Annotated in this window: 15 protein-coding genes; 9 read left to right on the top strand and 6 right to left on the bottom strand. The window is 67.0% G+C overall.

Annotated features, from left to right (window positions below; translation table 11 throughout):
• Nucleotides 1-8: 8 nt before the first annotated feature.
• Entirely contained in the window at nucleotides 9-1,640 is a 1,632-nt protein-coding gene (locus QZ647_RS03270) for a GspE/PulE family protein (protein ID WP_291270804.1), read from the top strand.
• Here QZ647_RS03270 and QZ647_RS03265 read toward each other — a convergent pair whose 3' ends face one another.
• Both QZ647_RS03265 and QZ647_RS03260 read right to left on the bottom strand, forming a co-directional pair.
• Complete coding sequence (locus QZ647_RS03265) at nucleotides 1,641-3,548, bottom strand: FUSC family protein (protein ID WP_291270803.1); 1,908 nt, start codon at nucleotides 3,546-3,548, stop codon at nucleotides 1,641-1,643.
• On the bottom strand, nucleotides 3,545-5,299 hold the full coding sequence (locus QZ647_RS03260; protein ID WP_291270802.1) for an ABC transporter ATP-binding protein: 1,755 nt from the start codon (nucleotides 5,297-5,299) through the stop codon (nucleotides 3,545-3,547). Before QZ647_RS03260 ends, QZ647_RS03265 begins: the two co-directional genes overlap by 4 nt.
• Nucleotides 5,300-5,433: 134 nt before the next feature.
• Here QZ647_RS03260 and QZ647_RS03255 point away from each other — a divergent pair, with 134 nt between their 5' ends.
• The 3 genes from QZ647_RS03255 (at nucleotide 5,434) to QZ647_RS03245 (ending at nucleotide 8,248) form a co-directional block, all read left to right on the top strand.
• A complete protein-coding gene (locus QZ647_RS03255; RefSeq protein ID WP_291270801.1) occupies nucleotides 5,434-6,846 on the top strand; it encodes an ABC transporter substrate-binding protein in 1,413 nt (470 codons plus the stop codon).
• A 95-nt stretch (nucleotides 6,847-6,941) separates the two neighbouring features.
• Nucleotides 6,942-7,547, top strand: coding sequence for a hypothetical protein (locus tag QZ647_RS03250; RefSeq protein ID WP_291270800.1), 606 nt, complete (start codon nucleotides 6,942-6,944; stop codon nucleotides 7,545-7,547).
• Nucleotides 7,544-8,248: a hypothetical protein gene (locus QZ647_RS03245; protein WP_291270799.1), complete on the top strand. Its 705-nt coding sequence runs from the start codon at nucleotides 7,544-7,546 to the stop codon at nucleotides 8,246-8,248. The genes QZ647_RS03250 and QZ647_RS03245 overlap by 4 nt, the downstream gene beginning before the upstream one ends.
• Nucleotides 8,249-8,269: 21 nt before the next feature.
• Here the strand turns inward: QZ647_RS03245 and QZ647_RS03240 are convergent, their stop codons facing one another.
• Entirely contained in the window at nucleotides 8,270-9,520 is a 1,251-nt protein-coding gene (locus tag QZ647_RS03240) for an L-serine ammonia-lyase, iron-sulfur-dependent, subunit alpha (RefSeq protein ID WP_291270798.1), read from the bottom strand.
• 75 nt (nucleotides 9,521-9,595) lie between these two features.
• On the opposite strand from QZ647_RS03240, the gene QZ647_RS03235 reads away from it, so the two are divergent.
• On the top strand, nucleotides 9,596-10,069 hold the full coding sequence (locus QZ647_RS03235; RefSeq protein ID WP_291270797.1) for a peroxiredoxin: 474 nt from the start codon (nucleotides 9,596-9,598) through the stop codon (nucleotides 10,067-10,069).
• Nucleotides 10,070-10,099: 30 nt separating this feature from the next.
• On the opposite strand, the gene QZ647_RS03230 is transcribed toward QZ647_RS03235, so the two are convergent.
• Nucleotides 10,100-10,879 carry an enoyl-ACP reductase gene (locus tag QZ647_RS03230; protein ID WP_286353773.1) on the bottom strand — a complete coding sequence of 260 codons (780 nt, stop codon included), beginning with the start codon at nucleotides 10,877-10,879 and terminating at the stop codon, nucleotides 10,100-10,102.
• 151 nt (nucleotides 10,880-11,030) lie between these two features.
• On the opposite strand from QZ647_RS03230, the gene QZ647_RS03225 reads away from it, so the two are divergent.
• The 3 genes from QZ647_RS03225 (at nucleotide 11,031) to QZ647_RS03215 (ending at nucleotide 13,977) form a co-directional block, all read left to right on the top strand.
• Entirely contained in the window at nucleotides 11,031-12,101 is a 1,071-nt protein-coding gene (locus QZ647_RS03225; RefSeq protein ID WP_291270796.1) for a tetratricopeptide repeat protein, read from the top strand.
• The gene (locus tag QZ647_RS03220; RefSeq protein ID WP_291270795.1) at nucleotides 12,098-13,084 is read left to right on the top strand and encodes a methyltransferase domain-containing protein; all 987 of its coding nucleotides are present in this window, start codon (nucleotides 12,098-12,100) and stop codon (nucleotides 13,082-13,084) included. Before QZ647_RS03225 ends, QZ647_RS03220 begins: the two co-directional genes overlap by 4 nt.
• Before the next feature lie 71 nt (nucleotides 13,085-13,155).
• A complete protein-coding gene (locus QZ647_RS03215) occupies nucleotides 13,156-13,977 on the top strand; it encodes a class I SAM-dependent methyltransferase (RefSeq protein WP_291270794.1) in 822 nt (273 codons plus the stop codon).
• On the opposite strand, the gene QZ647_RS03210 is transcribed toward QZ647_RS03215, so the two are convergent.
• Together QZ647_RS03210 and asnB are read right to left on the bottom strand one after the other, a co-directional pair.
• Nucleotides 13,978-15,117, bottom strand: coding sequence for a glycosyltransferase family 4 protein (locus QZ647_RS03210; RefSeq protein WP_366526152.1), 1,140 nt, complete (start codon nucleotides 15,115-15,117; stop codon nucleotides 13,978-13,980).
• A gap of 157 nt (nucleotides 15,118-15,274) precedes the next feature.
• Nucleotides 15,275-17,206 (bottom strand): asparagine synthase (glutamine-hydrolyzing), encoded by a 1,932-nt coding sequence (gene asnB / locus QZ647_RS03205; protein WP_291270792.1) that lies wholly within the window; start codon nucleotides 17,204-17,206, stop codon nucleotides 15,275-15,277.
• Nucleotides 17,207-17,359: 153 nt separating this feature from the next.
• Here asnB and QZ647_RS03200 point away from each other — a divergent pair, with 153 nt between their 5' ends.
• A complete protein-coding gene (locus QZ647_RS03200) occupies nucleotides 17,360-19,258 on the top strand; it encodes a hypothetical protein (protein ID WP_291270791.1) in 1,899 nt (632 codons plus the stop codon).
• Nucleotides 19,259-19,264: the final 6 nt, after the last annotated feature.

Genomic DNA, 19,264 nt, shown 5'->3' with positions numbered 1-19,264 from the left:
ATGCTTCCATGTCGTCACCAAACCCCACGGTTCCTGCGGATGCCAATGACCCCGGCGCCCCTGCCCTCGCGGACTTCCGGCCCGCCCGGGAGTTGTATCCCACCCTGGACCTCACCCGCGAGCCGGTGGATTTCGGGCTCTTCCAGGCTTTGCCCCTCGATTTGATGCTCAAACATCATTTCGTGCCAGTGCAGGAGCGGGACGGCGCCCTCTGGCTGGCCATGGCCGATCCCCTGGACATCCCCACCCAGGACATGCTCCGCCTGCGCCTCAAGCGGCCCCTCCGGTTCGCGGGAGCCCCCCAGGCCCAGATCCAGGAAGTCCTCAAGAAGTCCGAGAGCGGGCAGAAGGTCATGGACGAGGCCGGCGAGGCCCTCAAGATCCAGGTGCTCCACGAGGAGGACCTGGATGACGAGGTCCTCGACCTGGAGCGCCTGACCGACAAGGACGAGGCCCCCATCGTCCGCCTGGTGGACACGACCATCTTCAACGCCCTCCAGCGCCGCGCCTCCGACATCCACCTGGAGACCACGGCCACGGGCTTCCAGATCAAATACCGCATCGACGGCAGCCTCTACTCCGCCGCCGATCCCATCGACCGGCGCTTTGCCTCCCCCATCATCAGCCGCGTGAAGGTCATGTCCGAGCTGGACATCGCCGAGAAGCGGAAGCCGCAGGACGGCCGCTTCAAGCTCAAGGTACGCGGCCGGGCCATCGATTTCCGCGTGAGCATCATGCCCACCATCCACGGCGAGGACGCGGTGATCCGCATCCTCGACAAGGAGAACCTCACCGAGGAGTTCCAGACCCTGACACTGGAGATCCTCGGCTTCTCCGACCACGAGCTGAAGCGCCTCCGCCGGTTCGCCCACGAGCCCTACGGCATGTTCCTGGTGACGGGGCCCACCGGTTCCGGCAAGACCACCACCCTCTACGCCGTGCTCAGCGAGATCAAGGCCCCCGAGGACAAGATCATCACCATCGAGGATCCGGTCGAGTACCAGCTCGAGGGCGTCACCCAGATCCCCGTGAACGAGAAGAAGGGCCTCACCTTCGCCCTCGGCCTGCGCTCCATCCTGCGCCACGATCCCGACAAGATCCTCGTGGGCGAGATCCGCGACCCCGAGACCGCCCAGATCGCCATCCAGTCCGCCCTCACGGGCCACCTGGTCTTCACCACCGTCCACGCCAACAATGTGCTGGATGTGATCGGCCGCTTCCAGCACATGGGCGTCGAGGTCTACAACTTCGTGTCGTCCCTGAACTGCATCCTGGCCCAGCGCCTGGTGCGCGTGCTCTGCCCCAAGTGCAAGCGCCCCTCGGCCCCGCCCAGCCCCCAGGAACTGGTGGAGAACGGCGTGGACGAGGCCTGGCTGCGCAATGCCACCCTCTTCGACCGCGTGGGCTGCGTGGACTGCCACGGCACCGGCTTCCGGGGCCGCCAGGCCATCATCGAGTTCATGGGCATCAACGACGAGATCCGCGAGTTGCTGGTGCAGCGCGCCCCCGTGCGCGAAGTGAAGGCGGCCGCCCGCCGCGGCGGCATGCAGTTCCTCCGCGAGAGCGCCATCGAGAAGGTGCGGCTGGGCATCACCACCTTCGCCGAGATCAACAAGGTGACCTTCCGCGACGGGGCCTGATCAGGCCGCATCGGCCTCCTTGGGCTGGTCGAAGGTCAACAGGTCCGCCGATTTTTCGAGGTTTTCCGCCAGGTCCAGCAACACCGGGCGCAGAGCAGCCCCGACCTCCACCCCCGCCAGGTTCCGCAGGAGCCGGGCCGCCCGCATGGGGTTGTCGTCGAGGCGTCGCAGGGCGTCGAGGGCATCTCCTTTCACGAACCCCGCGGTGGTGTCTGGGGTTTCGTGGAGTTCTTCAATGGCGTGCCCCAGGTTGATGACCGCCAGGATCCCCTTGGGCCAGCGTTCCCCCAGGTCCTTCGAGCGCCCCAGGTGCAGCGAGAGCCGCAGGATCTGCCGCGAACCCCGCGCCCGCCAGCCTTCGAGGACCTCCCCGGGGTCGGGCTCGACCATCCGGAGCAGGTCGCGGCGAATCACCTGGACCGCCTCCTCGGCCTGTCGCACTGAACTTCGCGGCATCAGAATGTAATTGCCGGCCACCAGACTGGCTGCCAGCGCCAGCGCGGCCGCGCCCCCGACCACCTCCGTCCCGGTGGCGAGGGTGGTGGCCCCAGCTTGGCTGGCCAGCAGGAAGCACATGTTGGTATCGACTCCGGCAATGGCTGTGCCGGGGTTGGCGCGCACGAAGCCACCCAGCAGCAGGAACGGCACCATCGACAGGAGCAGCCCCGCCGTCGACGAAAGATTCGGCTGCACCGCGAGGCGGTAGAACACCGCCAGGATGACCCCACTCACCACCCCGGCCAGCAGCTTGGGGGCGATGTGCTGGGGCAGGGCCAAGGAGCCCAGCACCAGCGAGAAGATGCTGACCCCCACCGCCGCCTGGACCACCAGGGGCGATCCCGTCCAATGAGCCAACGCCGTGGCCAGGAAGGTGGCGGCGCCCGAGGCCACGGCCGTGCGACCGGCCTGCGCCCATTCCCGGTGCGGTTCGAGAACGGCCAGCTGGCGGCGGAACGGGCGTGCCGTCTTGCCGACCAGGGGCCGGCCCAGGGCCGCATTCGCCTCGAGAATGCGGGTCAGGGCGCCGGAGAGGCGTTCAGATCTCGGGTGTTCACCCATTTGGAGGAGTCGGTCGCCCGGCAACGGCTCCCCTTCTCGGCGCAGCTGTTCCGCCACCTGATCCAGCTGGGGCGCCAGTTCGTCGACGCCTTTGGCCGGATTGCGGCCATCCGGTCTGTGCGCCACGGCGGCACTCATGACCGCGAGCGACCCCACCACCAGCGAATCCACATCATGCAAGCGGCGGTAGCCTTCGAAGGATCCGGCCAGGATCAGCCGGGCTGAGGCCTCGACCTCGCTGATCTCCGCGAGGATCCGTTCCTTCTCTACCCCCATCTCCGTGGCACCGCGACGGAGGACCTGGGCGGCGTAGGCGACCGCATCGGCGGACAGGCGGCGGAGGCGGGCGAAGAAGGCCTGACTCGGCGACCTGGGGGTCGCCAGACCGAAGACCACGGTCGCCACCACCACCCCGATCAGGGTGCATTCCACCCGCGCGGTGGCAAGGTCCAGCGAGGCCCCCGGGGTCAGCACGGAGGGAATGACGACGACGGCCGCCGTGATGCCCGCCAGCACGGCCCCATAGCCATGCACGCCGCGCAGGATATGGGTCAGCCCGCCGTTGAGGCCGACCCACACCCCGAGCAGGGCGAACTGCAGGAAGGGATGCACGGGCACATGGAGGATGGCGAATCCGGCCACCGCCCCCAGCAGGGTCCCCACCACGCGGAAGAGGGCCCGTTCGACCACCACCCCGCGGGAGGCCTGCGCCACCACCCAAACCGGCATGGCCGCCCAATAAGCGTTCTGCACATGCTGGATCGTCGCGATGGCGAAGGCCACCCAGGCCGATAGGGCCAGCAGCAGGGCGCGCACCACCACCCGGCGGTCGATCTGAAGTGCGTTCATCCCGCGCCCTTCACCAGCTCCCGTTCCAAGCTCTGCAGTCTCTTGAGGCGTGCGAACAGACCGGGCTGGGTGGCCAGCACCTCGGGCGTGTCCAGCTGGATCATCCGGCCCTCCTCCAGCACCAGCACCCGGGCGCAGGTCTCCGCCACGAAGACGCGGTGGGTGGCCAGCACCAGGGTGGACTTGCCGAGGAAGGTCCGCAGGTTCTCGAGGATGCGGCTCTCGGTCTCGGCGTCCACGGCGGAGAGTGCGTCATCCAGCAGCAGCAGGCGGGGACGGCGCAGCAGGGCCCGGGCCAGGGCCGTGCGCTGGCGCTCGCCGCCGCTGAGCGCCACGCCCCGCTCGCCCACCACCGTGTCGAGGCCGTCGGGCAGGCGGTGGATCAGCTCGTCCATGGCCACCACCCGGGCGATCTCCCAGATTTCCTCCTCGGTCGCCTCGGGGCGGCCCATGGCCAGGTTCATGCGCAGCGTGTCCGAGAAGAGGAAGGCCTCCTGGGGGACCCAGCCCAGGCCGGCCCAGTGCCGGCGGAGGGTGGCGTCGGACAGGGGTTCGCCGTCCACGAGCATGCGCCCGGCCTGCGGCTCGCGGAGGCCCGCCAGCGTCTGCAGCAGCAGCGTCTTGCCCGAGCCGATGCCACCCACCACCGCCAGGCTGTCGCCGGGAGCCAGCGCGAGATCCAGGGGACCCAGGCCGCGCCCCGTCTCGAAGCGGTGGCTCACGCCCTCCAGGGCCAGGGCTGCCGGGACCTCCGGCAGGGTGATGGCCTCGGCAGGGGGGAGGGGCGCTTCGGGGCTGCGGAACACCTGGTCGAGCCGTTCCTGGCCGGCCTTGGCCCGCTGGAACAGGTTCGCGGACCATCCCAGGCTCATCATGGGCCAGGCCAAGGCCACCAGGAACCCCGTGAAGGCCGTCAGGTCGCCCAGGTTCAGGGTGCCCTTCACCACCAGGCTGCCGCCGTAGGCCACCAGCACCAGGGCGGACACGCCGCTGATGAAGGCCGATAGGGGCGCATAGGCGCTGAAGATCACCGATTGCTTCATGCTGAGCGACGCGTGGCGGTAGCTGAGGGCCGCGAACTGCGCCACGCGGGCCTCTTCCAGCCCGAAGGCCTGCACCACCCGCTCGCCGCTGATGGTCTCGTGGCTGTAGGTCGAGAGGGCCGAGAAGGCCAGCTGCAGCTTCTGCTGCACCATGTGGCTCCACTTCCCGATGATGTAGAAGCCCAGTGCCAGGAACGAGAAGGGCAGCATGACGGCCACAGTGAGGCGCCAGCTCGTGTTGAACATCAGCCCCAGCGTCACCGGCAGGATGGACAGCACCTGGAGGAAGCTCATGAGGCCCGGGCCCGTGGCCATGCGGACCGTGCCCACATCGTCGCCGACGCGCGACATGAGGTCACCCACCCGCTGCCGCTCGTAGAAGGAGAAGGGGCGGGAGAGCAGGAAGCCGTAGAGGGATTCGCGCTGCTCCCGCTCCACATCGCGGCTGAGGCCGATGAGCGTGTTGCGCATGAGGTAGCGGCCGATGCCCGCGGCGGCCGTGAAGGCCAGCATCCAGCCCAGGAAGACCCGCGACCCCTGCCAGTCCTGGCGCTCCAGGGCATGCACCGCCCGGCCCGACCAGTAGGGCACCACGGAGGCCGCCACGCTGCACCAGACCGTCGCCACCAGCCCCCAATAGAGCGTGCGCCGATGACGGGCCATGAGGGGCCACCACCAGAACAGCTTGGATTCCGAAAGATCCGCCACGGGGCCTCCGCCAATCAGAGTAGCAACACCGATCATCCCGTGCGAAGCCACACCCGAAACGGAACCCGAACCCGAAACTTGGCAGGGTCCCGCCCCCCGGGCATGCTGGGTGAAACTTCCTCGAGCCCTCCATCATGCGGAACCGCCTCGCCGCCCTGACCTTGGTCTTGCTTTCGGCCCTGATCCCGGCCTTGACCCCAGCTCGGGCTCAGGTGGTGGAGGAGTCCCTGCCCCGCGATCCGGGCCCCCTGGATTTCATCCGCGGCGACAGTTACGAGCAGTGGATTCTCCAGTCCCTGGCGGGCGATGCGCTGGTGGGCATCGGACCCGATGGGCGGCTGGTGCCGCGCCTGGCCACGGCGTGGAAGGTCCAAAAGGATGGCGCTCTCGCGTTCTCCCTGCGGGCCGATGCGCGCTTCCCCGATGGCAGCCCGGTGACGCCCGAGGATGCCCTGTGGACGCTCCGGGAGCTGCTCCGCGATGCCCAGGCCAGCCCCACCAAACGGGCCATCCTCCAGGGTGCCGAAACCGGCATTCAGGATGGCCGCCTCTGGATCCGCTCGCCCAAACCCCCAGGCCGCCTGCTCCTGGAGCTGGCACAGGTGCCCGTGACCCAGAAAGGCCATGCGGACCGGGGCTCGGGGCCCTTTCTCTACCGGAAGGAACCCGCCGCCTGGGTCTTCACCCCGCGCGAACACTTCCTGAAGCCCCGCGTGGACGGCATCCGCTTCCGCCTGCTGCCGGACGCCCACAGCGTGCTCCAGGCCCTCCAGAAGGGCTGGCTCACCCTGGGCGCGCCCCCGGCCCGGCTCCAGGCCGACCCGCCCCCCACCCACCGCCTGCTGACCCAGCCCATGCACGCCCAGCTAGTGGCCTGGAGCCGGACTGGCACGGGCCCCCTCCTGCTCCTGGAACGCTGGCGCCGGGACGCCTTCCCGCCCCGCCTCCTGGGGCGGAACGCCCGGCCCAGCCGGGGCCTGTGGCCTGAGACGCTGGGCTTCGAAGCCCGGGCCATCGATACCCAGAGTCTCGAAGCCCAGAGTCCCAAAGCTGGCACCGCCAGCCAACCGCCTCGGGCCCCGGCCACGCTGAAGCTCCTCTTCGTCGCGGGCGAGGAGTCCGTGGAAAAGCTCCTGCTCGCCCTGCGCGAACGGGCCCGGAGGGACGGCTACGACCTGCAGCTCATCCCCTTGGAGCAGGCCCTGCTCGTGGCCCGCCTCCAGAAGGGCGATTTCGACCTGGCCTGCTCCATGGTGGTGTTCGAGCCCCACCCCTGGGCCGTCTTCGAGTATCTCGAGCCCAAGGGTCCCATGAACTTCACGGGCTGGAGCCACCCACGCTTCGCCGAGCTGGCCGCCCGGGCGCAACAGCCCGGAGATGCCGCCTGGCGGGGTCTGCAGATGATCTGGGCTCAGAATCCCGCAGCCCTGCCCCTGCTGGATTTCCAGAGCGTGATCTGGGTGGACCGGCGCCTGACGGTGGAACCCGGGCCCCTGGGCCTCTACCTCAGCACGCCCGGAGCGGCCGGCTGGCGCTGGGCCCGATGAGGGACGATCGGGGCCGAGATCGGACGGCCTGGGGCCCGGCCGCTTGGCGTCTGACCGCTTGGCGTCCAATCATTGGGGGCCTGGCCGTCTGGGGCTTGGCCCTCGCGCTGGCCTGGAGCCTTCCTGGGGCCCTGTGGCGGCCGGTGGCGCCCCCGCCCTTCCCCCTTCAGGCTCTGTTTCCCGCCGGCCTGGCCGTCCTCGCGCTCGCCGTGGCGGCACCCTTGGCGGCCTGGCTGGGCGGCCCGGGCTTGGCGGCCCGGCGGCCTCTGGCCCTGCTGGAAGCTCCGCCCGACCTGCTGTGGGCCGGCCTCCTGCTGGCCCTTTGGCCCGCCGCCTGGGGGCCGCCCGGTTCCGGAGCCTGGATCCTGGCCTTCCTGGCTGCCGCCCTGCCCGGCGAAGTGCGCTGGCTGTCCCATGCCCTGCCGGGAGAGCGCCCCTTCCCGGAAGCCTGGGGCGCCCAGGCCGTACGGCGGGTGCGCTGGCTGGCGTTGCGGCGGCTCTGGGGTCGGTGGCTGGCGGCCCGCCTGCCGGTCTGGCTCACCGCGACCCTCGTCCTGGAGCGCGTACTGGGCGTGCCGGGCCTCGGCGCGGACTGGCTGGCGCGGGTGTCCGGCCGGGATCGGGTCGGCCTCGCCGCCTGGGTCGCGGCGCTGGCGATCCTCTGGCTGCTGGCGCGGCCCCTGGAACGGGAAATGTCATGAAGGGGCGGCTTCTCTTCCTGCTGGCCCTGCTGCTACCGGATCTGCCCCTGGAGCCCTTCCGGGGCGGGGCGGCGATGTCCTTCCGACATCCCCTGGGTCTGGATGACCTCGGCCGGGACGCCTTGCTGCGCTTGCTGCTGGCCGGCACGCGCAGCCTTGGTTTCGCCAGTGCCTGCGCCTTGCTGGCCCTCGCGACCGCCCTCCTGCTGGCCTGGTACGGCCGGCGGGGCCGGGGTGCCCTCTCCGCCATGCGCAGCGTACCACCTCTGCTCTTCCTTCTACCCCTGGCCGCTGCCACGGGTGGCCTCTCCCTTCCGGTCCTCTTCCTCGTCATGGGCCTCCTGCTGGCCCCCCACCTCGAAGCCCCCCTCCGCGTCCGGCTCGAAGCCTTCCGCCGCTCCCCGGCCTGGGCAGCCGAGCGCGTCCTGGGAGCCGCCCCAGCCTCCACCCTTCGCCGGTGGGCCCCCTGGGGCCTGGATCAGGCCGCCTCGCTCTTTCCGGGCGCCTGGCTGGGCGCTCTGTGGGGGGAGGCCACCCTGTCCGCCCTCGGCCTGGGCCCGGGGCCCAGCCACGATAGCCTGGGGCGGCTGCTCTCCGAGGAGTTGCCCCGCCTCACCACGGACCCGAGTCCCCTGGGCTGGGCCGCTCTCGCGGCGGTGCTTGGGCTGGCCTGGGTGTCCGTGCCACGGAGGCCAGCCTGATCGCCGGGGGGCGTCGGGTCCCTAGAGCTTCGCCTGCATGATCTCCAGCACCTCGGCATCCACGCCGATCATGCCGCGGCGGGCCAGGCGCCCGAGGTTGGCGAGGGAAGCATCGCCATCGATGCCCACGATGCCATCCGTGGCCGGGATGCCGAAATCCGCCAGGGCCAGCGCCACCGACCGGAAGGCCGCGTCCACCCCCGTCATGGCCTTCATCGCGCAGCCGATCTTGGCACCGTCGCAGATCATGCCCGCCACATTGCCCACCATGTTCGCCACGGCGAGGTCCATCTGCGCGGGCGTCGCCCCCTCCAGAAGGAGGATCGCCAGGGCGATGCCGATGCCCGCGGCATTGGATGCCCCGCAGACGGCCGACAGCGTGCCGAGATGGTGCGTCGTGGCCGAGGTCATCAGACAGCCGAAGGCCAGGGCCTCCTCGATCCGGACCTGGTCATGCCCGCCCTCGCGGCCCCAGAGCGTGACGGGCACCGACAGGGTGATGCCCTTGTTGCCGGAACCGGCCAGGGACACGACCATGAGCGGCTCACCGGACATGCGCGCGAAGACGCCGGCGCTGACGAGCCGGGAGAGCCGCACGAGCCGGTCCGTCCCCGCGGGCGGTACGAACCCTGGAGGAAGCAGGGAGACACCATGTTCGGCCATGGCGAGATTGAATGCCGCGCCCTCCCGCAGCCGGGCCCGGTCTTCCTCAGAAATCGAGATGGCAAGCCTCCGCAGCTCCTGGATGCCCATGGCTCCCACGGTGGCCCGCGGGGAGGACAGGCCCGCCGCGCCGCTCAGGGACGGGCTGCCGCCGATCTGGACGCCATTCGCCTCCAGCCGGGCCAGGTGGGTGTGCTCCACCTCCAGCACCGCCCGGCCCATGCCACCCTCGCGGGCCACCGTGCAATCGATGTAGAGGTCCGGGTGGGACGGGTCCACCTCGACGCGGACCGCCTTCTGGTCCAGGAGGCCCTTCGCCGAGGCCAGGAGCCCCGCATCCACGGCGGCGAAGCAGCCCAGCCCCAGGGAGGGGTCCGGCAACCGGGCGCCCAGGGCCAGGGCCCAGAGCACGCCGGTGCGCCCACCGCTGTTGGGGATGCCGACGGCATGGCAGTTCTTGTAGGTGCGGGGATCCACCACCAGGCTCACCTGCTGGATCTCGCCCGTCCCTTGGGCGGCGGCCAGGCTGGTGGCGTGGGCCACCGCGGCGGGCTCCGTGCACCCCAGGGCGGGTTTCCATTCGGCATCCAGGAACTCGGAAAAGCGCATGATCGGCCTCACCCTTCATTCCACCCCACCCCCGAAGGGCTTGGGTCACATCCAGGCCTCCGCTACCCTGGCCCCATGAGCATCCAGCCCGGCACCTCCCTTCCCGCATTCTCCCTCCAGGACGACCAGGGCCACACCGTCACCAACAAGGACCTGAAGGGCCACTGGACCGTGCTTTACGCCTACCCCAAGGACAGCACCCCCGGCTGTACGACGGAAGCCTGCGACTTCCGGGACAACCTGGCCCGCGTGCAGTCCCTGGGCGCCCAGGTCTGCGGCATCAGCCGCGACAGCCTGAAGAGCCATCAGACTTTCATCGCCAAGCAGAGCCTGCCTTTCCGCCTGCTTTCCGATCCCGACTGCGCCCTGCTCAACCCCCTGGGCGCCTTCGGGAAGAAGCTCATGTACGGCAAGGGGGTGCAGGGCATCATCCGCAGCACCTTCCTGATCGACCCCAAGGGCGTGATCCGCCATGTCTGGCCCAAGGTCAGCGTGAAGGGACATGTCGAGGCCGTGCTCGAGGTCCTGGCAGCCCTGCAAAAAGGCTGATCCTGTCCAAGCCTTTCGGGCAGCCGGCGCTCACCCCGCCATGATGCTGAAGCCACCATCGACATAGAGCACCTGGCCGGTGATGCCACGGCCCATGTCGCTGACCAGGAAGACGCCGGCATCGCCCACTTCCAGCTGGTCGGTGTCCCGCTGCAGGGGCGTGTGGGAGCGGTGCTGCTTGAGCTTGGAGCCGATGCCCGGGATGGCCGAGGACGCCAGGGTCTTGATGGGTCCCGCCGAGATGGCGTTCACGCGGATGCCCTGGGGGCCCAGGTCGGCGGCCAGGTAGCGGACGCAGGATTCCAGGGCGGCCTTGGCCACGCCCATCACATTGTAGCCAGGCACCACCCGCTCGCCGCCCAGGTAGCTCAGCGTCACGATGGAGCCGCCTTCGGCCATGAGGGGCTGGGCCGCATTGCAGACGGCGGCCAGGGAGTAGGCGCTGATGTCGTGGGCCACGCGGAAGTCCTCGCGGCTGGTCTCTACGAAGCGACCCTCTAGAGCCTGGCGCGGCGCGTAGGCCACGGCATGCACCACGAAGTCGAGCTTCCCCCACTTCTTCCGTATCTCGTCGAAGGCCATGACAATCTGGCTGTCGCTGCCCACATCCATGGGCAGCAGGATGGGATTCTTCAACTCGGCCGCCAGCTCCCGGACATTCTCGCCCAGCCGCTCGTTCTGATAGGTCAGGCAGAGCTGGGCCCCGGCCTCCGCGACCTTCTGCGTGATGCCCCAGGCGATGGACCGCTTGTTGGCCACGCCGATGATCAGACCGCGTTTGCCCTCCAACAGCCCGCCCTTGGTCACCATGCGATCTCCTCCGGAGTCGTGTCCGAACAAGCACTTAGGATAGCGCAAAACCGCGTCCCTGCGCTATACCCGGAGTCAGGATGCAGGCTGGCCGTATCTCATTCCAAGCAATCCTGCTAATCCTGTCCTCGCATCCATCTTGAAGGTCCCCGTGCTCCTCCTTGTTCCCGCCGCCCTCACTGTTCTGGCCCCGACCCCGGCCCCCGCCTTCCGCGCCGACCTGGATGCGGGACACTACCTCAAAGTGTTGGCCGAGGCTGAAGGCAGGCTTCGGCTGGATCCCAACGAGGCTGGGGCCTGGGCGGCGAAATCCCAGGCCCTGTCGAGCCTCCAGCGCTTCGCCGAAGCCCGTGCCGCGGCGGAACGGGCCGTCTCCCTGAAACCCGGCTTGGCGGAGGCCCTGCTGGCCCGGGGCCTGGCGCGCGCCGGCGAAGCCATCCGCCAGCGCGACCTCGGCAGCCTGCGGGGCGCCCTCGGCGCCATGGACGACCTGCGCGCCGCCACCGAGGCCGATCCCACCCTGGCCCCGGCCTGGATGAGCCTCGGCCTGGCCTACGAGATGCTGCCCGGCCTGCTGGGCGGTTCCACCCGCAAGGCCCTGCAATGCGCCGAGCGCCTGCGCCGCGTGGCACCCGCCCAGGGCGACCTGCTGCAGGCCCTCATCCTCGTGGAGGAGGACAAGTGGCGCGAGGCCGAGCCCTACTTCCAGCGCGCCCTGGCCCAGGCCCCGCAGGATCCCGAAGTGGTGGGCCAGTGGCTGGATGCCCTGGACCGCCGCCCCGCCAAGAAGGCCCTGGGTGAGGCCGGGAAGAACGCCCGCCTGCTGGCCGAGGCCCCTCGCCTGCTCCCCGGCGTGCACACCCGCGCCCGCGGCGTGGCCGCCGTCAGCGAGGCCTACCTGCACGGCGGCAACCCCGAGGCCGCCTGGAGGACCGCCCAGGCGCACCTCACCCAGGTGGACGCTCCCAGCCTGCTGCGGCTACAGCTCGGCAAGGTCGCCGCCGTCAGCGGCCTGCACCGCCAGGAGGGTCTCGCCGCCCTCGATCAAGTGCTCCGCGAACCCCTCGAAGGCGGCTCCTCCGGCTACCCCGGCGCCTGGTGGCGCAAAGGCCAGATCCTGCGGGCCCTCGGGCGCCAAGAAGAAGCGCGCAGAGCCGCCCAGGAAGCCCTCAAGCTCGACCCGAAGCACCGGGGGGCGAGGGAGTTGGTGGAGAGCCTTTGAAAAGCCTCCGGTCAGCGCTGGCCCGCCTGGTCAAGCAGAGCTACGCCCTGACGGCCTTCTACTACCTCTGGACCGATTGCTTGGCTGGCTTGCGCTTCAGATGGGGCAACATCGTCTCGCATTCAGGGACCTTGCATGAGTCACTGGAGCCACCTGAATCGCTCGACTACATCCAGGGGCTCCTCTCGGATTACGCTCGGTATTCCGGCGGAGCGTCCCTCCGAGGAAAGGCCGCAGAAGTCGGCCCCGGCGACAACTGCGGAGTCGGGCTTCTTCTCCTGGAGGGGGGCTGCCAGTCGGTCGACCTGGTGGATCGCTTCTATGCGCGCCGGGATCCGGAGCGACAGGCCGAAATCTACCGGCAGTTGGCGGAGCATCATCCCGGGGTGGCGCGAATCCTAAAGGGGGCCTGCCTCCAGGATGAAGGCACCTTCCCTGGCATCCAGCGGCACTACGGCGAAGCGGCCAGCGCCGAGTCCTTTTTTCATGAAGGCCAGGAGTACGACCTGATCTTGTCCAGGGCGGTCCTCGAGCATGTCCGGGACCCCCTGCTTGCGCTCAGGCGAATGACTGAGGCGCTTCGCCCAGGGGGGCTTCTCCTCCACAAAGTGGATCTCCGGGACCATGGCATGTTCTCCGATCACCATGGCGAGTTGAAGTGGCTTGAAACCCCGGGCCGAATCCACCGCCGGATGTCGCGGGCCAGCGGCCGCCCGAACCGGGTCCTGCTTCACCGATACCGGTCGACCTTGACCTCGCTGCCCCTGGAGGTCGATCTATTGATCACCCGCCTGGCTGGCGTGGGAGACATCGACCCCCACATGCCCTACGAGGCGATTCCAAGCGACCTCCGACATCGCGCGCTGGCTGTCGTCGCTTCCCGCAAGGAATACTTCGCTTCGGAATTCGAGGGCGTTCCTCCTGCGGATCTGAGTGTGACTGGATTCTTCCTGGTGGCGCGGAAGCTCCCGCCTGGAGCGTGACTCCGACATTCCAACCTCCATGCGTTGCCCCTCCATGGCCGCGCTATAGTCATCCCTTCGAGAGGGGACCGGTGCCGGATCGCGATGTTCACCAGCTGGAATGGGATGAAGAGACCATCCGCCGCTTCTGGGATTTCGCGGCCACGCGGGAGAGTTGGCAGGAAGACTACTTCAGCTATCAATCCGGAACCGGCATCGTGGGGGTTCTCAAAGCTCTGACGCCCCTGGCAGGACGCGTACTCGACTATGGCTGTGGTCCCGGTTACCTGGTGGAGCGGCTACTCGCCATGGGCGTGGGCTGTGAAGGCGCGGACCTGTCGGAGGCCACTGTGGCTGCGGCCAACCAGCGCCTTGGGGAACACCCCCTCTGGCGCGGGGCTCGCGTCATCGATCCCGTTTTCTCCGACGAGCGGGAGGGGCTCCTCGACCTCGTGATCTGCGTGGAGACCATTGAGCACCTGCTGCCCCCCGGCCTCCCGTCCATCCTGCAGAGGCTGTGCCGGATGCTGAAACCAGGAAGCGGGAGGCTGTTCATCACGACTCCCCACGCCGAAGATCTCGCCCGAGCCCAGGTGTTCTGTCCTGAATGTGGCAGCGTCTTCCATCGGTACCAGCATCTCTCGCAATTCACCAAGGCTTCTCTGACGGAGCTGATGGAACGAGAGGGGTTCTCCACCTTGGCCTGCGAGGCGACGGATTTCGCCCGTTTCCAGGAACCTCTCCTAAGGGGCCCCTTGGAATGGAGTCCGCGTTACATCTTGAAGACGCTTCTTCGCGCTGGGGCCGCCTCGGGCGATGCCCTACACCTGCCCGGGCGGCCCAAGGGGGGCTTGGCCTTCGCCCGGAGAGTGGGTTCGGGACCCCACCTGTTCTGGCTGGGGCAGCGGCGTTGATCACCGTTTCGGTGGCCAAACCTCGGCGATGCAGGCTTCCCACAATCCGAGAACCTTTCCCAGGCTGAACCGATCAACGACCTCTCGGGCCCTCTCCCCCATGGAAGCCCGTAACGAAGCATCTGCCATGAGCCTGCTGAGGGCCTGCGTCAGCGCTTCCTGATTGCCCAAGGGGATCAAGAAGCCGTCCAGGCCTGGCCGGATGATCTGGGCCGGGCCGCTGGGGCAATCGAAGGACACCACCGGAAGACCTGTGGCCATGGCCTCGCAGAGGGCGTTGGGGAATCCTTCGAAGCGGGAGGACAGCACGAACAGATCGGATTCGGCCAAGGCTTCATAGATCCTCGGGTGATTGCCCGGGAGGGTGCTGCACCCCTCAAGGCCGAGTTCCCTCCGAAGCTGCTCAAGGACTGGGCGCTCAGGCCCTTCACCCCAGATCACCAGCTTCCAATCCGGATGCTCGGGGGCCAGACGGGCAAAGGCCTTGAGCAACATGTCGAACCCCTTCTGCGGGACGAGCCGTCCCACCGCCACCAGGGTTCGGTCTGTCCGTGTCAGGTCTGCGGGTACGGCGGGAACGGGCGCGCAGATGACGGGGTTTGGAATCACACGGGATCGTCGACGAACGCGGCCATGAAATTGCCTTTGGATCCCCTCGCCCTGAACCACGAGCCGATCCGCCCAGGGGTAGGTCATGACCCTCAGGGCATTCCAAGCCCAGCCAATTCGGTGATGGGCTGGGTCGATTCGTTCGGAGACGATCACGGGGATCCCGGTTCCGGCCAGTGCCACAAGGGTCAGGATGTTGATCTGGTCGATGAAACTGATCACCAGATCGGGATCAAGGTCCACCAGCCCCCGACGGACCCTCAGCGCCCGCCGGGACAGGTTCCAGAGAGTGGCCAGCTTGGTTCGCATCAACCATCGAAGGACACCCCGGTCCGCGCCTGCCTCCACCAAGGCCTGACCTGCGGCGGACCGCCGGGAGACAGCCAACTTGACTTGGCGGACGAGGGGATCGACGGGATAAAACGGGGGGACCTGGCCATCGTCCAGGGTCACCAGGGTGACACTCCAGCCCTTGGCCGCCCACGCATTGGCCAGGGTGGTCAGCACCCGCTCCGCCCCGCCACTGGTGATGGCATGGGTGAACAGAATAAGCCTGGGGGTAGCGGAGGCGCTTCCCTCCGTTCCCCCAACAACGGAAGTCGGCCGGGCATCCGATGGCGTATTCATGGATGGCCGGGGAAGGCCGCGACCAGGCGGCCCAGAGTGGCAGAAGAAACGGGAACCCGGTTCAATGGCCCACCCCCTGGGATTCCATCCACTGAAGCAACACAAGGAGGGGCCAAAGCCGATCCTGGTTCGGTTCCCCTCGATGGCAGAAGCCCTGCCAGGCGGAATCCACGGCTTGCCGGGCAATACCGGCTTCCGCCAGGCGATCTGGGCGGAGCAGGGCCTCCGCCCAGGGCCTGAGGGGTCCTCTGAGCCAAGCCCCAAGCGGCACGCCGAACCCCATCTTTTTTCGCTCCACGAGCTCCCGAGGCACATGCCGGTGCAGAATCTCCTTGAGAACCTGCTTTCCCTGGCCCCCGTCCAATTTGAACGCCAGGGGCAGCCTCCATGCGAAGGTGAACACGCGCTTGTCCAGAAGGGGATTCCGTACTTCCAGGCTGTTGGCCATGCTCGCCCGGTCAACCTTCACGAGGATGTCGTCCACGAGGTAGGTGAGCGTGTCCGTCAGCATCATCCGGGAGACGGGCTCCCAGTCCGCAGGAAGGGAATCCTGCCTCCAGGCGGGGGCGCCGGGGTTCGATGGCAGGGACAGGAGCTGCTCGGGTGCCTGCCAGTAGGACATCATGTCCCGATAGACGGCCTGGCTTCCCTCGGGGAGCATGAGGCGCCCAAGTTTTTGGAAACGGGACGAGGACCACCTGGGCCCCAGGAGCGCGCCCATGGTTCGGTCCCACCCGGGGCCCGGGATCTGACCACATGCCCAGGCTGTCATCCGGCGGAGGCTTTGCGGCAGCTTCTGAAACCGGCCCATCAGCATCTGGCCCACTCGGTACCGATCGTACCCCCCGAAGAGTTCGTCCCCCCCGTCTCCGGAAAGCGCCACCGTCACATGCTGACGCGTCATGCGGGACAACAGGAAAGTCGGGATTTGGGAGGGGTCCGCAAAGGGCTCGTCGTACACGGTCGGGAGCAGCGGAATCACCTCTCGGGCTTCCGAGGAAGCGAGGTAGAGCTCCGTGTGCTCGGTCCCCAGATGGTGGGCGACCGCCTTGGCGTAGGGTGCCTCGTCGAAGTCGCGTTCTTCGAATCCGATGGTGAAGGTGCGTGCTGGGGAGTGGCTTCCTTGCTGCATCAGGGCCGTCACCAGGCTGGAATCGATCCCCCCCGATAGAAAGGCGCCCAAGGGGACATCTGCCACGCAGCGCCTCCGGGTGGCGTCGAGCAATAGCGCTTCCAATTCATCTGTGGCTTCCTGGAAACTTCCCCCGAACCCCTGCTCCCGGGCTCGGAAAGCCTCTACCCTCGAATCCCAGTACACCTCCGGTCCAGGCAGTTGGCCAGGCACGGGAACGCCCAGCCGTAGGAAAGTCCCCGGCGGCAGCTTCCGAATTCCACAGTAGACGGTGGCGGGTCCGGGGATGTAGCCAAAGCGCAGGAAGGCTGCCATGGCCTCGCGGTCCAGGTCGAGGCAGAAGGCTGGGTGTCTTCGCAGGGCCTTCAGTTCCGAGCCGAAAAGGAAGACCCCGTCTCCCCACCCGTAATAGAGGGGTTTTTTGCCGAAGGAGTCCCTGGCGAGATTCAGCACCCGAGCGTTCTTGTCCCACAACGCCATGGCGAACATGCCGTTGAACCGCGTCAATGCTGTTTCTAACCCCCAATGCTCGATCGCCTCCAGGACAACTTCGCTGTCGGAGTGGCCTCGCCAGGAGCCTCCAAGTTCGGCGCGAAGCTCCTGGAAATTGTAGATTTCACCATTGAAGACCATGGCATGGCGACCTGAGTGGGCCTGCATGGGTTGGTGTCCTTCGGGACTGAGGTCCAAGATGGAGAGCCTGCGGAACCCAAGACCGACACCGGCCTCGGGATCCTGCCAGTGACCCTCGTCATCAGGTCCGCGGTGCTGGAGGGAACCGGTCATGCCCGCAAGGATGTCGAGCGACGCCTTCGAGGTATGGCGGCCCTTCACATCCCAATACCCCGTCAGTCCACACATACGATTCCTTCAAGGTTTCCAGTTTGCACCCGGCATTTGTGAATAGCCCAGCAGATGAAGGACCCGATAAAGTTATCGAGCCCCAGCCACCTAAGTTAACTGACGCAATCCAGATTTTCCTTCACCCATCGATCGAATTCATGAGGCGGCCATTTGTTGAAGTCCATGGGCGTCCAAGGCAGGCATTTTCTGTTCAAAGCCTCCTCACGGCTCCGCCAGGCCCGAATTGGCGGAACCCTTCACGGGAAAGTGTTTGCAGGATTGGCCATCCTCCTTTTTTGCGCCTACATGCCGGTGCTAGGGGCCGACCTCAAATGGCACTGGGCAAGTTCCGGCCTGATCTCCCTCTGCGGATGTCTCCTGGCGACGCGCCTGCCGCGCCCCTGGATCCTCCCGGGATTGATGGTGGGGTTCGCAGGTCTTGGCACCGTCACCCTTCTGGCCCTTTGGCACAGTGGCCTTTCCGACGGATTCACCCTGGCGGGCCTCTTCCCCTATTCCGATGCTGCCGGGTACTTCAGTGACGCTCAGCGGATCCTGGTCGGCGAACCAATCACGGCTTTCTCTTCCAGACGCCCTCTGTACGCGGCCTTCCTCGCAGGTCTCTTGAAAGTCACAGGGAACCATCTGCGTTGGACGCTATGGCTTCAGACACTTCTAGTATCCTGCTCTATCGGATGTGTCACTTGGGGCCTGCTGAAGAGAAGCCGAGACACCTTCAGCGCCTCCGTATTCGGAATGCTCCTGTGGTTGTTCTTTCGCCGCTTCATTGGAACCACCACCACGGAACATCTCGGGCTGCTGTTAGGCGCGTTCGGATTCCTGGCCATCGTGGAGGCGGTTCACGACCGCTCCATCCGGTTGTTTACCCTTGGACTATTCACAACAGGCCTCGCTTTGAATGCACGGGCTGGGGCCTTTTTCGTCCTGCCGTCCCTCTTGGTTTGGGGAAGTCGATATTTCGCGCAGAATAGTCACCGGGTTTCTTGGCCGCTCCTGGGAATGGGGTGCACCGCCATCGTCTTGTCCTTCTGCGTGAACTATGGCGTCCTGATTCTATCTGGAGGTCGCCCAGGCTTGGCCTTTTCGAACGCCTCATTCACGCTCTACGGGCTTGTTCATGGGGGGAATTGGCAGCTGGCTCTGACTCAACACCCGGAGCTGGGCGCGGTCGAACCCCAACGGCAAGCTGTCACTGTGTTCCAACTGGCCCTGGCTCAAATCGGAACTCACCCCTTCTCCCTGATCAAAGGGGCTTTTAGGGCTTGGGTGAGTTTTCTCCCCCAAGCCTTCAGCTTCGTGGATTCTCCTCATCCATTTGCGCCCATTTCTCTGGGGGGCCGGCTTGTCACCTTGCTCGCCCTCCGGGGCTTGTTCACATGGCGGCGGCCCCATTCCACCGTTACATTCTCCCTGCTGTTGGCTTACCTCGCCGGAATCATCCTCTCCGTTCCCTTTGCCCCGCCCTGGGATTCCGACTACATGAGAATTTACGCCGCCACCATTCCTGCCCTCTGCTGGTTGGCTTCGACCGGTGCATGGTTGAAGACCAGCCATGCACCAACTCATCCCTCATTCAATTCCGCCACGGTCTTCCGTGGAATGTTAATGGCTTATTCCGGTCTCCTCCTCTTATTCTCCCTGCCGCACATGCCCAGGACATCCACAGAAAGGATGCGGTTATCCGCCGTCCCGGGTTCCACCCTTCGCATCGACTCTGGCGTGGGATCGCCCGATTCCCTGAACTCGATTCCAAACCAGGAAAGGTGGAGGTCCTGGAGATGGCTGATTCAGGAGAAGCGGTTCCCTCCAATTCCGCTCAATCAACTTCTTGAAAATGCCCATCCCAAGATCTCGCCTGAAAGCGCCCGCTCATTCCTGAAGTCGCTCCCTCGAGAAAACGCAACGCTGTTTCTCGCAACAGGGAATGCATGGCCCGACTCGCCGGGCCATGACACAAGAATCGTCGTGCTTCAGGAATCCAGCGAGTGGATCTTGAGTGACCCGAATTCTCGTCCACTCCGCTCCGTCAAGCCATCATCGCTTCCATGAGAATCT

Source organism: Geothrix sp. (assembly GCF_020622065.1).
Lineage (GTDB): Bacteria > Acidobacteriota > Holophagae > Holophagales > Holophagaceae > Geothrix.
This window is presented reverse-complemented; position numbering and strand designations above follow the sequence as displayed.

Excerpts from the sequence above, each read along its gene's own strand:
- QZ647_RS03270 (WP_291270804.1), top strand. The coding sequence starts at position 9 with ATGTCGTCACCAAACCCCACGGTTCCTGCGGATGCCAATGACCCCGGC.
- QZ647_RS03265 (WP_291270803.1), bottom strand. The coding sequence starts at position 3,548 with ATGAACGCACTTCAGATCGACCGCCGGGTGGTGGTGCGCGCCCTGCTG.
- QZ647_RS03255 (WP_291270801.1), top strand. The coding sequence starts at position 5,434 with ATGCGGAACCGCCTCGCCGCCCTGACCTTGGTCTTGCTTTCGGCCCTG.
- QZ647_RS03245 (WP_291270799.1), top strand. The coding sequence starts at position 7,544 with ATGAAGGGGCGGCTTCTCTTCCTGCTGGCCCTGCTGCTACCGGATCTG.
- QZ647_RS03240 (WP_291270798.1), bottom strand. The coding sequence starts at position 9,520 with ATGCGCTTTTCCGAGTTCCTGGATGCCGAATGGAAACCCGCCCTGGGG.
- QZ647_RS03235 (WP_291270797.1), top strand. The coding sequence starts at position 9,596 with ATGAGCATCCAGCCCGGCACCTCCCTTCCCGCATTCTCCCTCCAGGAC.
- QZ647_RS03230 (WP_286353773.1), bottom strand. The coding sequence starts at position 10,879 with ATGGTGACCAAGGGCGGGCTGTTGGAGGGCAAACGCGGTCTGATCATC.
- asnB (WP_291270792.1), bottom strand. The coding sequence starts at position 17,206 with ATGTGTGGACTGACGGGGTATTGGGATGTGAAGGGCCGCCATACCTCG.